Annotated in this window: 14 protein-coding genes; 6 read left to right on the top strand and 8 right to left on the bottom strand. The window is 49.3% G+C overall.

The features are described from left to right. Positions 1-4: 4 nt before the first annotated feature. The 3 genes from BMX44_RS09450 to BMX44_RS09435 all read right to left on the bottom strand — a co-directional run bounded on the left by BMX44_RS09450 (position 5) and on the right by BMX44_RS09435 (position 6349). Positions 5-2209, bottom strand: coding sequence for a LodA/GoxA family CTQ-dependent oxidase (locus BMX44_RS09450; protein WP_090631924.1), 2205 nt, complete (start codon positions 2207-2209; stop codon positions 5-7). A gap of 17 nt (positions 2210-2226) precedes the next feature. Next, on the bottom strand, positions 2227-4455 hold the full coding sequence (locus BMX44_RS16550; RefSeq protein ID WP_177167720.1) for a tyrosinase family protein: 2229 nt from the start codon (positions 4453-4455) through the stop codon (positions 2227-2229). A gap of 205 nt (positions 4456-4660) precedes the next feature. Beyond that, positions 4661-6349 (bottom strand): multicopper oxidase family protein, encoded by a 1689-nt coding sequence (locus tag BMX44_RS09435; RefSeq protein ID WP_090631915.1) that lies wholly within the window; start codon positions 6347-6349, stop codon positions 4661-4663. 303 nt (positions 6350-6652) lie between these two features. Between BMX44_RS09435 and BMX44_RS09430 the strand changes: the two genes are divergently transcribed. Then, the gene (locus tag BMX44_RS09430; protein ID WP_090631911.1) at positions 6653-7525 is read left to right on the top strand and encodes an alpha/beta fold hydrolase; all 873 of its coding nucleotides are present in this window, start codon (positions 6653-6655) and stop codon (positions 7523-7525) included. 73 nt (positions 7526-7598) lie between these two features. Continuing rightward, positions 7599-8081 (top strand): hypothetical protein, encoded by a 483-nt coding sequence (locus tag BMX44_RS09425; RefSeq protein ID WP_090631908.1) that lies wholly within the window; start codon positions 7599-7601, stop codon positions 8079-8081. A 5-nt stretch (positions 8082-8086) separates the two neighbouring features. Here BMX44_RS09425 and BMX44_RS09420 read toward each other — a convergent pair whose 3' ends face one another. Continuing rightward, positions 8087-8542 carry a hypothetical protein gene (locus tag BMX44_RS09420; RefSeq protein ID WP_090631905.1) on the bottom strand — a complete coding sequence of 152 codons (456 nt, stop codon included), beginning with the start codon at positions 8540-8542 and terminating at the stop codon, positions 8087-8089. A gap of 116 nt (positions 8543-8658) precedes the next feature. Here BMX44_RS09420 and BMX44_RS09415 point away from each other — a divergent pair, with 116 nt between their 5' ends. Beyond that, positions 8659-9219 (top strand): DUF3617 domain-containing protein, encoded by a 561-nt coding sequence (locus tag BMX44_RS09415; protein ID WP_090632198.1) that lies wholly within the window; start codon positions 8659-8661, stop codon positions 9217-9219. Positions 9220-9243: 24 nt separating this feature from the next. Here the strand turns inward: BMX44_RS09415 and BMX44_RS09410 are convergent, their stop codons facing one another. Beyond that, the gene (locus tag BMX44_RS09410; protein WP_090631901.1) at positions 9244-9573 is read right to left on the bottom strand and encodes a YacL family protein; all 330 of its coding nucleotides are present in this window, start codon (positions 9571-9573) and stop codon (positions 9244-9246) included. Then, positions 9570-10136 (bottom strand): EndoU domain-containing protein, encoded by a 567-nt coding sequence (locus BMX44_RS09405; protein ID WP_090631898.1) that lies wholly within the window; start codon positions 10134-10136, stop codon positions 9570-9572. The genes BMX44_RS09410 and BMX44_RS09405 overlap by 4 nt, the downstream gene beginning before the upstream one ends. 105 nt (positions 10137-10241) lie before the next feature. Between BMX44_RS09405 and rimO the strand changes: the two genes are divergently transcribed. The 3 genes from rimO to BMX44_RS09390 all read left to right on the top strand — a co-directional run bounded on the left by rimO (position 10242) and on the right by BMX44_RS09390 (position 12658). Continuing rightward, positions 10242-11594, top strand: a complete 1353-nt coding sequence (gene rimO, locus BMX44_RS09400) for a 30S ribosomal protein S12 methylthiotransferase RimO (protein ID WP_090631894.1) — start codon at positions 10242-10244, stop codon at positions 11592-11594. Positions 11595-11832: 238 nt separating this feature from the next. Then, on the top strand, positions 11833-12144 hold the full coding sequence (locus BMX44_RS09395) for a c-type cytochrome (RefSeq protein ID WP_090631890.1): 312 nt from the start codon (positions 11833-11835) through the stop codon (positions 12142-12144). An 85-nt stretch (positions 12145-12229) separates the two neighbouring features. Next, positions 12230-12658 (top strand): OsmC family protein, encoded by a 429-nt coding sequence (locus BMX44_RS09390; RefSeq protein WP_090631886.1) that lies wholly within the window; start codon positions 12230-12232, stop codon positions 12656-12658. Between the two features lie 368 nt (positions 12659-13026). On the opposite strand, the gene BMX44_RS09385 is transcribed toward BMX44_RS09390, so the two are convergent. Next, positions 13027-13743, bottom strand: a complete 717-nt coding sequence (locus tag BMX44_RS09385) for a hypothetical protein (protein WP_090631883.1) — start codon at positions 13741-13743, stop codon at positions 13027-13029. Positions 13744-14055: 312 nt separating this feature from the next. Beyond that, positions 14056-14232 (bottom strand): methane monooxygenase/ammonia monooxygenase subunit C (locus BMX44_RS09380; protein WP_218143949.1); only part of this gene is annotated, 177 nt, incomplete at its 5' end.

Below are 14232 nucleotides of genomic sequence, written 5' to 3'. Positions count from 1 at the left end.
GACATTATTCATTGTCAGGATCTCCCTTGCTTGCTTTTATATCACCGCCCAATGTTCGCTCTCCTGGTTTTAACTGCGGTCCAAGTGCCTGGTCATTTCGTTCTATCTGATAATAGCCGGGGTTGTCGTCATTGGAATCAAATTTGATAAAGCCGAGATTGACCCAGTCGCGCACCATCTGCACACTCCCGGCATTGTTATTCGAAATACCCGATGTCCAGTAGTATTGCCCGCCATCCGCTTTCTGAATAACTATTGGCCGGTGTCCAGGCCACCAGGGTATGTTGTACGCGAGATCCTGTTTCACCGGATCGCCGGTACTGTCAGGGTAAATGTCATTCCACATTTCATAAGTGACATTGATGTTCTGATCGGTGCATTCGTGAAAATCCGCCTGCCACGGCAACCCCATGTACTTGGTCAGATCGCCCGGCTCCATTCCTCTGGCTATGTCGTCGGCCTGGCTGCCGTCTTTGATGGCCACTGGAGCCGGAATACTGAGGCCGCCAGCAATGTATGCAGCCTGATGGATACGATAAGCGCTGCTGTAAATAGCCGGATTGAGCATGATCCATCCGACCTCGGCGCCGGGGCAGAACGCACCACCCAGTACGTTGCCCAGTACACCGCGATCAATCGCGCTACCGGTTTTGGGTGGGACGGCCCAGGGGTTGTCGCAGACAGCATTGGTTGCTCCCCATTCATCGCATTCATTAATAAACTTGCCTTCCATCCATTGCTTCAGGAAAAACAATTGGGTATCAGTCATGCGCAGAAATTTATCCGTCACCGTATTGCTGATAGGATTATCACCGTTCAGCATTGGCATCAGACGCGGCTTTGAAGCCGAGTTGGTAAATGATACAACGTAGCGCTGATTCAGATCGTCGGGGACGGTATAAAGATTTTCCTGTCCCTGCTTGCGCATGATCGCATAAATAAATTCTCGATGCTGCCGGTTAGGGTCGTGTCCGTTTTTAGGCGGCTGTGACAAGGCCGCTTTATCCAGATTGCCACCGGTGCCGCGGTTATGTGGTACACCGCCTCCAAAAGGATCAAAATCATACGTGAAGCTGTAATTGTCCGGCCGGTTGAAGATAGGCCAGATATCCCTGAAAAAATGGGGATAGTATTCCGGATTGTATGCGGCATTATTGCGCCATACAGCCCATTGTTCTGTTGTCTGCGGTTGATTGCTCTGCCGGTCGAAGGGCGCTACGCCATACAACGCGGGTTCGTAAGCAAAATGACGCACCGATAAATCATAAATCGCTTCATCCATGGTGATCATGTCTTCGATTTCAGGCGCATACGATGGATAGCCTACAAGCAGCCAGGCTGACGCGTTCACGTCAACTGTTGAAAATTTTTTTTCTCTGACCGGTTTGCCCTGCGCGTCGGTATAGCGATGGATATAGCTGTATCTGATTTTCGCCCGTACCGGACCGTCGGAGACATCGTCATACCAGCCGTCATTATTGGCGTAATTGCTGATAACCGGTATCGTGCTGCCGTCAGCGTCTTTGAAACCGGAGCGCCCATAACCGCCCAGCACGACCAGGCGCCGGTGATGATCGCTATCTTCATTAACCATCATGTCGCCCAGAGAATTGATACTGTACGGTTGAATATCCGGTGGCGGAAAACGCTGCGGGTAAGCGTTGCCGTCGTTCTGAGAGAATGATGCCTTGTCATTATCGCCGGAAATTGTGCGCGGCCCGGGATCGATAATCAACTGACGCCGCTGGTCAGGTTGTGTGACCTGCGGATTGCGCAGGGGATGATCGGGCCTGTAGCCATGCTTGCCGTCATTTTCGCTGAATGCATACCAAGATGCCTTTTTATTGGCCAGATGCACGGTCCATTCGATATCGATAACCGTGCCTTCCACCATTTGCGGTCCGGTCGTTGATGTGTTTAATGGAAACTGGAATTTATCGCCGATTTTCAATTCCCGGTCACTGTCCAGCTGGTTTTCTTCGTATACAAAAATACGAAAACGCGCAGCCTGACGTTTGATGCGGCCAAGGTTACCCGTTTCTTTAAACTGGTTGACGCGAACAGGCAGCCCGTTATCATCGATAATTTCACGTCCCTGTTCATCGCATTCGATCGGTAGTGCGCCGGTCTGCTCGGGCGCGAGGTAAAAATCGTCGCTGTTGCCGATGCGCGCGCAGCCGATGGCCGGGTGAATTTTAAACGTTTGCATGTTTATTTTCTCCAGGTCTAATCCATGAAATTAAGAGAAACACCGTCAATAAACACTGCGTCATCCATGGGTTTGCCATCGAGCCCCATGACGACCAGATGTACGCTGATATCAGTCTCGCCGTTCGCCAGCATGCGCTGCACCGCCTCGGTTGCGTCAATACGGAAGTTGCGCGGTTCATGATGGTGCAAAGGACGTTGATCAAACCTGCGCGTTTTGGGCAGCGGTTTATCGCAGTGCCCGGGCCCGCCGTAACACGAACCGTGAAACGTGGTGACCTGGCCGACAAAATGCGGGTTATTGTCCACCGACGTTGCTACCGTGGCGTCAGGGGCGTTGAGGAATACGCGAATGACGGCGTTGAACAGATTGGCGACGTGCATGCGGTGCAGGCGTATCTCGGCTTTACGAAACGTATCGAGTACCTGTGGTTTAACGCCGGCTTTCTCAGCGTTGAACCGCAGCAACCCCTGCTGTCCGCTCACCGGGTAGTGGTAGCTGTCCCGCATATATTCGTAACCCAGTTTGCGCGTGCTGAGTGTATCGCCTACATTCATCGACCAGGGTGGCAGTATGCCGTCCAGGTCTTCAGGATCAAGGCCTGGATGCGCCTCCTGCCAGACAGCCCATAGCCGGTCAACATTCGCATGATGCGCCCAGAAAATCGGATCAAAAGCGGTGACACGATTATCCGTCATGTAGCCGTAGTTCGGATTGAAACTGTTTTGCGGGTCGGGATTATCCACACCAATGGCTCTGGCAGCCGATAAAAACGCGGGATTCTGTCCGCCCGAGAAATTATGCATGCCGTTATGCATTTCTTCCAGCCAGCCAAAATGATGATCGTACACAGGGCCGCCGCCGAACTGGTTCCAGTTGTTTGACGACAGAATACCCTGCACATTTGCAGCAGTGGGATAATGCGTTGCAATGCCCAGCGAACCCGGCCAGCGGTTCGGAAACCACAGCGGATTAGCGCGGCGCAGTTCGGCATAAATCGCGTTGACTTTATCCGACCACATCACCTTGCCGACGCTGAGCTTCAAGGTGTAATCAATTTTGGCCGCTTTGAGAAAGCGCAGACCGGAATTATAGATTGTTCCTTTTTTCTGCAGTCTGGCGAGACTAGCCAATTCGCTGTCACTGAACAGCCCGCTGTCCTTCAGCGCGGCAAGGCCTGCGGCATCGAGAAAGCAGCCGTACGCTTCGGGAAGTATACCCATATCGAGTTGCTCAGTATTATACGTAGCACGGTTGACGTCGGCATAATCGCTCCACGACCAATAGGGCAGCGTGATACATGCATCGTAATCCTGCAGCGTTTGTTCGAAGAAATACAGATAAAGCCGGTGCCACGGCAGAAACTGTTCCCAGCCATGCTGACACGAATCGGTATGGATGCGCGCCCAGTAGTTAAAACTGCGTTCATCAAATATATGTGGATCATAGGTGTACATACAGGCCAGTGCTTCACGCAGCAGCGACAGCTCATTTGCAGACAGCGTGCTCACCTCTTTTCTGATCTTCAAGCTCTGCACATCATCGCTGATTGCGTTGCAATGCTTGGCGGAAACCGTATGCAGCGCATCGCCTCTGGCCAGGGCAAGTATTGACGCGCCGGACTGTGTGAGCCCGTAACCCATTTGCGTGCCGGTACTTTCATCAGAATTGTCTTGACGGTCGTCCGATTCGGGACAGCCGTCATCGATCCACGTTGCGATAAAGTCAATATCCGAAGGGCTGACTGCATTTTCCGCCTGCCAGAGTAAGGGCGGAAACTGACTGCCGTCAAAAGGAAACTGTTTGCGCAGGCCTTTGATCAGGGCGGATCGATCACTGCGCGTCTGATAGCCCTGCTCAGCCGTTCGGTCAGTATTGCCGGCAAGACTGCTGGCGGTCTGCTGGGCCGGATTCTTGCCGCCGGTCGGCCAGCATTCACCTACAGTCGCGTCGCTGCCACCGGGGATCAGCGCCTGGTTCAATGCCGATTCACTGGCGGCAAGAGAGTCAACCATACCGTCGCCCTCACCGCAACAGCTTTTACCACCGAGACTGTCCGGCTGATGGTCGGATTCATCCGGTTCGGATGCGATCAGACGCTGACCGTACAATTCGGCTGTTTTGAGTGTGCTCAAGTCCCGCCAGAAAGCTCCAAGTCCCTGGTAATCCGGAATGCACGGCCCCTGCGATTGATCCAGAATCTGCTGGACGCGTTGATAACGCGACAATTTTTTTCTGTTACTCATCATTCACCTCGAATAGCCTGATCGGTCGTCAACCATGGTTTATTAATTGTGAGCAAGCATAACCTGTTCCAGATCTTGATCAAGAGATGCAGCGCCAGGCAAAATTGAGCAAAAAAACGGAGCATACACAAAGTATGTGAGCATTTTAAGCGCGATTTTAACGCAGCGATACGCTTCGGTGAGATCCTGAGCAGGTTCTGAAATGTCAATGCGTCTGTGCAACCGGCGTATTGACGACTTCCTGAACTTCCATCATGCCCAGATCTTCATGATCGAGTATGTGGCAATGAATGACGAATTTTCCGATGTAATCGCGATACTTTGTATAGATATTGGTTACCGCCGGTCCCTGCACCAGCAGCGTATCTTTCCAGACCATCTGGGGCTTGCCGTCAGGCCCGTTTCGTTCCCACTGGAACGGGTTGACATGAATGTGGAATACATGCGGTGTCGGCGGTATGGCGTTGGGAATGGCTGCCGGGTCCCCGACAGTCGTCAACGACCACATGTCAACCGAACCGAGTTCCAGCTGGCGTATATGATCCGGATTGAATGCACGGTAATTAACCTGAAAGTAGTTTTTTTTGCCTTTTACGTCCTGGCCAAGCTTGAACACGACCTCTTGCACGCCGACGGCTTCATTGCGCAGATCAGTATCGCCAAATGGCGCAAGCGGCGCCATTTCCTTACTGGTCGGCAGTGCCATGTCATCGGTTTCTTCGGTAACTCTGAGAATGGCGAGCAGATTTTCCGGCTCGTTGATCTGGCGTAGCGATTTTTTGCTGGAAGCCGTTTGGTCGATAATGCGGTAATCGCCGGATTTCATGTTGGCCTTGATCAGCACATCGCTGCGGTAACCCGATTGAAGTTCGATCGGTGTACCTGCTTTCCAGCTATCGACACGCCCAAGGTAATTGCCGTCCAGCGCGATCTCGTGCAGGTCATGATCTTCGACAGCAAAGAAAATCGATTCGCGGAACGCGGTATCAATCAGCCGCCAGCGCTGCACTTCACCGCGCTTCATGGAGATAATCGGGACAATCTGACCGTTGATGGTGATATGGCGGCGCGAGCAGTGCCAGGTATCCATTTCACCCTGATCGTTGCAGTTTTCCGGCGTGGGGTTTGACGGACCGGGAAACAGGCTGGTAATGTTGTTGAGCTCGCCCTGCTGGTCGTACAGGATTGTCTGCAACACAAAAATCTTCTCGCTGGCGTTCGCTGCTTTCAGCGCTGCAGGTATCTCTTCGGGATCGTCCTCGACGATCAGTGCGCCCGCCATGCCGCTGCCGACCTGGATCGCTGTCGAACCATGTGCATGTGCATGATACCAGTACGAGCCAATCGGGTGATCGGCCGGTACTTTCACTTCATACCCGAAGTCGCTTTGCGGCGGAATTGCCAGCAGCACGTTGTCGCTGTTGCCGACGGGCGATACATGCATGCCGTGGTAATGTACGTTGGTGGTATTGTACGAAGCCGGCGTGGTGTCGAGATAGGCATTCTGGTTTTCCTGTTCGAACTGGGCCTGGATTTGGTCGGGCGTTTCCTTTGGCAGGCGGTTCTTCAGCATCAGGTTAATCACATCACCCTGGCTGACACGTAAAGTCGGCCCGGTTAACTCGCCGTTGTAAGTTCTCAGTTTCAGCGGACATCCGCCCAGCGTGGTGGTTTCGCCATCGGTATACTGAACTGTAAATGTTGTGTTCAGTTGGCCGTTTTCCGCGCGGATTTCCGGCGGATTCCGAAACGGCTGCTTGCCATACTTACCGATATCGATCGGCAGGTACGCGCAATGCGGCTGAATATCTCCGGCCATGATAATTGAATTTCCGACCAGGAAAGCTGCCGCAACAATCAATTGATATGAAAATTTTAAAATCTGATTATTCATGAGGCTTCTCCTCCAAAAGCTGGTGAGAACTAACGTTAATGATGTTGCAATCTATTGTCGATATTTGTCGTATCTTCCTGCTCGGTAGTATATTCTTGGCTATATGAGAATTTAGTAACCATAACTGAAGAATAGCCTTCAAAAAATGGCAGGTCAATTCGTATTCGGTATTTTAGGTATGTCGATGCTTGAAGATGTCAGCATCATTTTGTTTGTATGAATAGCATACTTGTGATTTCGACGCGCTTGATTTATAAAATCTTGTGCAATAAATTATAAAGATAAGGGTGCGGCTAAAAATGCATGGACGAGAAACGTTACTTCCGCAGCTATGACGGCGTTACATTAATGTACCGGCGATGGCAGCCTGTGGAGCATCAAAAAAAGGTTCCGATTGTATTGCTGCATGGGGCGGCCAGTAATTCTACCCGCTGGTGGCATTTTATCGAGCATACGCAACTTACCCGGAACAGGACGATATTTCGACCGGATTTGCGTGGTAATGGAGAATCCATGTGGCATGGCACCGCCGATATTCAGCACTGGATCAAGGATCTTGCAGCAATGCTTGATCATGAGCAGCGCGAGGAAGCCGTTGTCGTCGGGCATTGTCTTGGCGCCAATATTGCGCTGCATTTTGCCGCGCATTATCCAGAACACAGCACTGGATTGATACTGATTGAACCGATGGCGTCGAATGCGGTAACCGGCATACTGGCAAGGCTGAAATCCATTACCTGGCTGTTGCATTGCACTGTGTTCATGTTTAATCTGATTGAGCGCGCCGGATTGCGCCGAAGGAAATTTAAAATTGTTGATCTCAGGGAACTGGACTATCCGGTACACCAGGCCAGTGCAGAATCGCGAAGACAGGCGCTGTCACGTCACGGTTCGATCTGGCAGAATTTGAAAGTCACGCCAGTTTCGCAATATGTCAAGAATTTTATAGCGCTACTGCGTCCGCTGCCCGTTACCATGATACGCTGTCCCGGTCTGATCATACAGTCCAGTGGAACAAGCATGACCGATCCGGAAAAAACCAGGGACTTGTTCGGCGCGCTGCCTGCCATCGAGTTTGTCGAGATGGAGTCTGAGCACTGGATACCAGCGGCGCATCCCGATATTTTGTGTTGCCTGATTGACGGATGGGTTACCCGGCATCATGACATTATTTGATATTGTCCGGTGCGACTGTTGTTTGCAGATCATGCTGTTACGATACAGCATGTAGAATGGAGTGTGGACACTTATGAGAAACTATCTTGCCACTGCTGCCGCGCTGACATTGCTGCTTAGCGCATGCGCAGGGTTGATTACTTCAGAAGACAAACCGTTACGTTATCAGGCAGAGATTGCTGGTGATTCTCTCACACTGGCGCGTTGTGTGATGCGCGCACTCAATGCGGAAACCCGGCCATCCATGCAGCTTTATCACTATCGACTCCAGATTTATCCAGATATTACGGCCACACAGATTTTCGCATACGACACAAGATTCCTGCCTGCTATTTACGCTAGCAATTCACCACAGAATCCGGATGCCATTAGGGACTACACTGGCTCTGGACCGGAGATCCTGAACGATGTGCAAAAGATCAGGGAACCCAGGTACGGCTATGGGTTTGTGTTGACAATCAAGCAGGCCGATCACGTTTCAAATCATGCCGCAATCAAGGGCGATCCCTATGTCAGCAGGATAGCGTGGGAATATCTGCAGGATTGCACGAATTGAGTAAATTAATGCATGATCTTTCCGTGATGAAATCTCAGGGCCACTGCGTCGGAGAGACATTCGACAAATCTATAACGACCGATATCTTCAATCGAATTTTCGCTGTCAACAAGTAGGAATTCCAGGCAACGGTCATCTTTAAAACGATACCGGTAGCTGTCCGGCTGTTTCATCCCCGGTGGTGCAATTTCATGAAACAATTCATCCTGAGTCCACCATCGTCCCGTTTCAGTCTGCCGCTCAATAGTGCCATCCGGCTCCATGAAAAGGAATTCAATCGAATAGGTGCCGTCCGCTTTGCGCGTTTGTGTCCAGCTTCTGACAGAGCCGTCTTGCTCGACGTATTCGCCTGTCCAGATACCGACCAGCCTGTCATCCGTGTGTGACTGTTGAAACTTGTCTGGAACTGTTTCACATCCGGATAATCCGGCCAAGATTAGTATCAATAAAAACTTTTTCATTTGCTTCCTGAAATTTTCTGTTGCTGTGTCCTGAAAGTCAGTTTCATGTAACTGTCTATAAATTTTCGGCGTAAAATTCAGATACTGTGGTTTTACTTATGCGGATTTTATCAGCCATGCGTAGAGTGTTATTCTTTATCTTCTGTTTTGCTGTTACGGTGACGCCCGCTGCAGCGGAGCAATACCCTGTTCGTCCCGGATTATGGGAAGTCACGACTACATCGGATTTGCTGTCGCTGGTGCCGCATATTCCATCCGGACAAATGCGCCAGATTACCGAACTGGCCGGGCAATATGGACTGGTTTTGCCGGAAATCAAAGATAATGCGGCAATCTCACAGATTTGTATCACGCCGGCAATGGCCAGGCATGAAATCCCTACGTATTTCTATGATAGCCAGTCAGGCTGCTCGGTTCAGAATGCCAGTCGTCGTGGTGACCGTTTTCAACTGGAACTGGTTTGCGATAACGCGCGGTTTCAGGGAAATGGCGTTGCAGAGGGAGTTTTCATCAGTCCTGAACAGTTTTCAAGTCATACCGAGTTCGACAGTGTAGTGATGGGCACACCGGTTTTTGCAACCGCGCAGACCCGGGCCCAATGGGTCGGAGATGCCTGCACGGTAAATCAGCCTGCCACGCAACCGCCTGGAACGCCGGAGTTTTTTCCTCTGCAGTAAACAGTTTGCGCGAAAGACTGCGTATCAATTTCCGGTGTTGTGCTGATAGATCCACGCCTGCCAGGCTTTTACCGCCTCGGCAAACATTGTCAGGGGGATGCGCTGGGTTTTGACCGCTCCCTCAGCGTAGTTTGCTTCAATTTCGACATGCTGTGGATAAACCGACAGACAGTAGGCATTGCCAGTGCGTTCCCATGAAGCCAGCCGTCCTGATTGTACTTCATTGATTTTCTGAGCCAGTTCATCGACCCATGCCGTGCTTTTTTGAATATCCAGCGTTAAATACGCGGCAATAAGATCATGCGAAGGATCGTCCGCTATTCGGCCCGGCCAGTTGCAGTTGTCTTGTCTCATTCGAAAAGTGGAAAAGCTGTGTTGACCCTGCCGTCCCTCGGTGGTGCAAAGCCAATGGTAAACAACCTGTCGTTCTGGCTGCAGTATTGTTCATTGTTTTCTACAGTAGATTCTGTCATTCGGGGTTTATTGAAGCCGCATTGTGTCCAGTCGGGTGCGCCCGCGGGGCATTGGAATGGATGCGTAACTGCATGAGTGATCGAATTTAAAACCTGCGTGACCGAGCAGTTATCAGGAAACATGGAAGAAAATTTGTTTTTATTCGGATTATCCTTGTGTGACCAGCGCCCCGTATAGATGCCGGCTTCGTTGGGTTTATCCTGTACCGTAAATACTGCAACGGTATCGGGATTGATACCGTTTGGTCTGGAGTGTAATCCTTTTGGGCGCTTGCGATCCCACTCACCACAAAATACATGTTTCTGATTGATTGAAAGTTTGCTGTCTATTGTGATCCATTGCTGCAGTGTTCCACAGTCAATCTGTGCATGGACGGAATAGGCAGACAACGACCATAGTAGCAATAAAACAGTGAATCCAGTGGCAAAATTGTATCGATGCATTGTTTAGACCTGTAAGATTTTTTTGCGAGATTCTGAAGAGTTAGTCTGTCGAATCGGTTAAAATTCTAGCATCTTATTATCACGTATTTCATTTTCATTATTTTCATGTCGCTATCAAAACAATCGCAATCATCACCCAAAGTCGGTTTTATTTCACTGGGTTGCCCAAAAGCGCTGGTGGATTCCGAGCATATCCTGACGCAACTTAGAGCGGAGGGTTACGAGATATCAGCTTCTTACGAGACCGCCGATCTGGTAGTCGTCAATACATGCGGGTTTGTCGACAGCGCTGTGGAAGAATCGCTCGACGCAATTGGTGAAGCGCTGGCTGAAAATGGCAAAGTCATTGTCACAGGATGTCTGGGAGCCAAGAAGGATGGCAATATTATCCGTGAAGCACATCCACAGGTGCTCGCTGTCACCGGTCCGCACGCAATGCCAGAAGTGATGGCTGCCATTCATGCCCACTTGCCGCAGCCGCATGACCCGTTTATCAGCCTGATTCCTCCCCAGGGCATCCGGCTGACGCCGAAACATTATGCGTATATCAAAATATCCGAGGGCTGTAACCATCGCTGCACTTTTTGCATTATTCCGTCGATGCGCGGCGACCTGATCAGCCGCCCGATACATCAAGTGATGCAGGAAGCGGAGAGTCTGGTGAATGCCGGTACCAGAGAATTATTGGTCATCTCCCAAGATACCAGCGCCTATGGCGTTGATATGAAATTCCGTATGGGATTCTGGCAGGGCAGGCCGGTTAAAACGCGCCTGACGGAACTTGCAAATGCACTGGGGGAACTCGGCGTCTGGGTGCGGTTGCATTATGTTTATCCGTATCCACATGTCGATGAGGTTATTCCGCTGATGGCCGAAGGAAAAATACTGCCTTATCTCGATGTTCCGCTGCAGCATGCCAATTCGCGAATTCTCAAAGCCATGAAGCGACCGGCGAGTGTCGAGAATAATCTGACACGTATCCAGCAGTGGCGACATATTTGTCCGGATATTACGCTGCGCAGTACGTTTATAGTCGGTTTTCCAGGTGAAACGGAATCTGAATTTGAAGAATTGCTGCAGTTTTTACAGGATGCCCAGCTTGATCGGGTAGGTTGTTTTAAATACTCACCGGTTGAAGGCGCTGCAGCTAACGCCTTGCCTGATCCTGTTGCTGAAGAAGTCAAAGAAGAACGCTACGCCCGATTCATGCAGCTTCAGGAGGACATTAGTCGTCAACGCCTGGCCAACAAAATCGGGCGCAGAATCACCGTCATGGTTGATTCCATACAGGAAGGAGAGGCGATCGCAAGGAGCAGCGCCGATGCGCCCGAAATTGACGGTCTCGTTTATATCAACAATCCATCCGATACTTTGCATGTTGGTGATTTTGTGGATGTTCTGGTGGAAAAATCGGATGCGCACGATTTGTATGCGCGTATCGACAGATCATCTGGTTAGCCGTGCACTCTTCTTTTTTGACACCATCTTCAGACCATATTGTGGAACTTGTTGATTTATCCGTATGTCATAACAAAACCCTGTGAGCAGAGGATTTGGCTAGCGCAGTTGCTAGATGGATTTGCAAGGAGAATATTGGCTTATCCATTGATTTCCAATCTACAGAGTTGCTGCATATCTGTGAAGTTCAGGGTAGAATAGTGTTTCCTGTATAATTTTTAATAAGGAAGAAAGAAAGATGAAAGGAATTTTGATTAGTATGGCTGCCGCTTCAGCACTGCTGTTGGCAACTGGCGTACACGCTGATGCAGATCTGGCTAAAAACAGCGGTTGTCTGAATTGCCATAATGTCGATACTAAACTTGTCGGTCCAGCGTTGAAAGAGATTGCTGCAAAATATGCCGGACAAGAGAATGCTTCGGATTATCTGGCCGATAAAATCAAAAATGGCAGCAATGGTGTCTGGGGACCGGTTCCTATGCCACCAAACGCAATGGTTAGCGATGAAAATGCCAAAGTACTGGCAGATTTCATTTTGTCACTCAAATAAACTGAGTTCGAGTGCTAACAAGCCGACGTTTCAACGTCGGCTTTTTTATTGCTATCATGCGATTTTTCTTTGACAAGATACCATGATGAGAACACATATTCGATGGAAAGGGAACGTCAGTTTTCTTGCTGAATCGGGCAGCGGTCACCAGGTCCTGATGGACGGAGCGCCAGAGGCTGGCGGGCAAAACCAGGGGCCGCGCCCAATGGAAATGATATTGATGGGCCTGGGTGGATGCACAACATTTGATGTCATTTTCATATTAAAAAAAGCGCGTCAGGACGTAACCGATTGTGTTGTGGAGATCGAGGCTCAGCGTGCGGAAACCGATCCTAAGGTATTTACACAAATACATCTACATTTCATTCTCACTGGAAACAGGCTTAATCGTCAACAGATCGAGCGTGCGATTAATCTGTCCGCGGAAAAGTATTGCTCAGCTTCTATCATGCTAAAGCATACCGTGAATATTACACATGATTATGAAGTCATAGAATCACAGCCGAACGAATAAGCGCTGTTCATTCACTTTTATTTATCTGTTGCGCTGTATCTCTTTGATGAAAATACGACTACAAGAAGAAATCTTCTTGCCTGCGATAACTGACGATAAGTCAGTTCTGCCGGAAGCAACTGGATATCAGAAAAGAAAAGCAGATTAACTGATAAGTTTGCAAGGCAGACCAGGCCACATGGAATAGTCTGTGACCATATATGATTGAGCTTGCGCCTTTCCTATTGATGACCTGATAAGCTGCCTTGTATCGAAACTTTTGTGAACATTTTTTCTTATCTTGTCGGATTGATTGGGGTCTACGTGACGGCAGACCCGGATATCAAAGGCAATATATGTTAGTGTTCGGGTGAGTTTTGTTGTCTTTTCTATATATTGTAGCGTCGCAACGCTTTCCAGCCGCCAAACAATATCAATCCTGTTAAAGCAAGAATCCACCAGTTGTAAACCATCCACATAAGCGTATTCGATTCAACGATTATGTTGGCTTCTGCAAGCTCGATTTCGTGAGTTTTTTGTTGGTCTCGATCGGTCGAGGTAACATGCATTTTAAAAGTTATTTTTTGTGTACCGGATGATTGCGGTGCAACTTGCCAGGTCCATTCAGTTGCATCGTTTAGAATATACATTTGCCGTTGCGGTCCCGGATTCTCGATACGGAAATTTTCACCTGCAATTTCTGCCTGCATTTGAGGTGAGACATAGCCGGTAATGCCCTGTATCGAAGTGCCGGCCGAAGACATGGAAACAAGTTCGTTGATAAATTCTGCCAGTTGATCCGTATTGACACGTAACTTGACTTCAATGCTCTGATATTGCTGCGCTTCTTTCGGTGCGGTTATAACACTGCTGGCTAGAGGAATCTTCATGATGACCGGATGAACGAACTGGTTCTTGTTCGCCAGCATGTGCATGAAGGAGTTAATCGAGAACGGAATCACCAATAAAACCAGCAGTAGCGCAACAGGCATGACAAGGCTGGTGTTGGTGCTTGATTTCATGGAATTTTCTTCAGTATTTTTCGCTTCTGTATTATTTGAATCCGGATCGGTTGACTGGTGATGATTCGAATCTGGGTTGCTCATATAACCTCCTGCTGTTCGTTTTTCAATTAAGATCATATCATCAATGACTGAAAAGAATGATCTTTGTCAAAAATTTCACAGCCTGATTGAGTAATTTGAATGTTGAGAAATCAGCGAAAAATGTCAGTTCAAAAACATGCTTTCGCAGAAACTGTAAAAAACCAGCTATGGTTTGTAAATTGTAAAGCCGGCTTTGCGGATTTCAGGAATATACATCGTTTCCAGAATGTATTTTCTTAACGAATATCCCCGCTATTGAACCTGGCCAATAGCGGGGAGTGGGGGGATTAAATGATCAATAACTAATCAGCTTCAAGGAACAATCCGGTTGTCAAGGATTTCTTTGCTCTGGTTGTTCCAGATAACGTCCGTCAGGTTAGAGTAGCGCGTAATAATCTGCGCAGCTATACCACCCGAGAACAGTCCGGCCCAGCCCAGTATCACAAAGCCCCAGTGCAACGGCGCGCTAAACAGTTCTTCCATGAACCA

Source organism: Nitrosomonas marina (assembly GCF_900110145.1).
Classification (GTDB): domain Bacteria; phylum Pseudomonadota; class Gammaproteobacteria; order Burkholderiales; family Nitrosomonadaceae; genus Nitrosomonas; species Nitrosomonas marina.
The sequence above is the reverse complement of the archived record's forward strand: the minus strand, read 5'-3'. Positions and strand labels throughout refer to the sequence as shown.

Coding starts and splice junctions, on each gene's coding strand:
- BMX44_RS09420 (WP_090631905.1), bottom strand. CDS start 8,542: ATGAAAAAGTTTTTATTGATACTAATCTTGGCCGGATTATCCGGATGT.
- BMX44_RS09410 (WP_090631901.1), bottom strand. CDS start 9,573: ATGAGACAAGACAACTGCAACTGGCCGGGCCGAATAGCGGACGATCCT.
- BMX44_RS09395 (WP_090631890.1), top strand. CDS start 11,833: ATGAAAGGAATTTTGATTAGTATGGCTGCCGCTTCAGCACTGCTGTTG.
- BMX44_RS09415 (WP_090632198.1), top strand. CDS start 8,659: ATGCGTAGAGTGTTATTCTTTATCTTCTGTTTTGCTGTTACGGTGACG.
- BMX44_RS09425 (WP_090631908.1), top strand. CDS start 7,599: ATGAGAAACTATCTTGCCACTGCTGCCGCGCTGACATTGCTGCTTAGC.
- BMX44_RS16550 (WP_177167720.1), bottom strand. CDS start 4,455: ATGAGTAACAGAAAAAAATTGTCGCGTTATCAACGCGTCCAGCAGATT.
- BMX44_RS09450 (WP_090631924.1), bottom strand. CDS start 2,209: ATGCAAACGTTTAAAATTCACCCGGCCATCGGCTGCGCGCGCATCGGC.
- BMX44_RS09435 (WP_090631915.1), bottom strand. CDS start 6,349: ATGAATAATCAGATTTTAAAATTTTCATATCAATTGATTGTTGCGGCA.
- BMX44_RS09390 (WP_090631886.1), top strand. CDS start 12,230: ATGAGAACACATATTCGATGGAAAGGGAACGTCAGTTTTCTTGCTGAA.
- rimO (WP_090631894.1), top strand. CDS start 10,242: ATGTCGCTATCAAAACAATCGCAATCATCACCCAAAGTCGGTTTTATT.
- BMX44_RS09405 (WP_090631898.1), bottom strand. CDS start 10,136: ATGCATCGATACAATTTTGCCACTGGATTCACTGTTTTATTGCTACTA.
- BMX44_RS09430 (WP_090631911.1), top strand. CDS start 6,653: ATGGACGAGAAACGTTACTTCCGCAGCTATGACGGCGTTACATTAATG.
- BMX44_RS09385 (WP_090631883.1), bottom strand. CDS start 13,743: ATGAGCAACCCAGATTCGAATCATCACCAGTCAACCGATCCGGATTCA.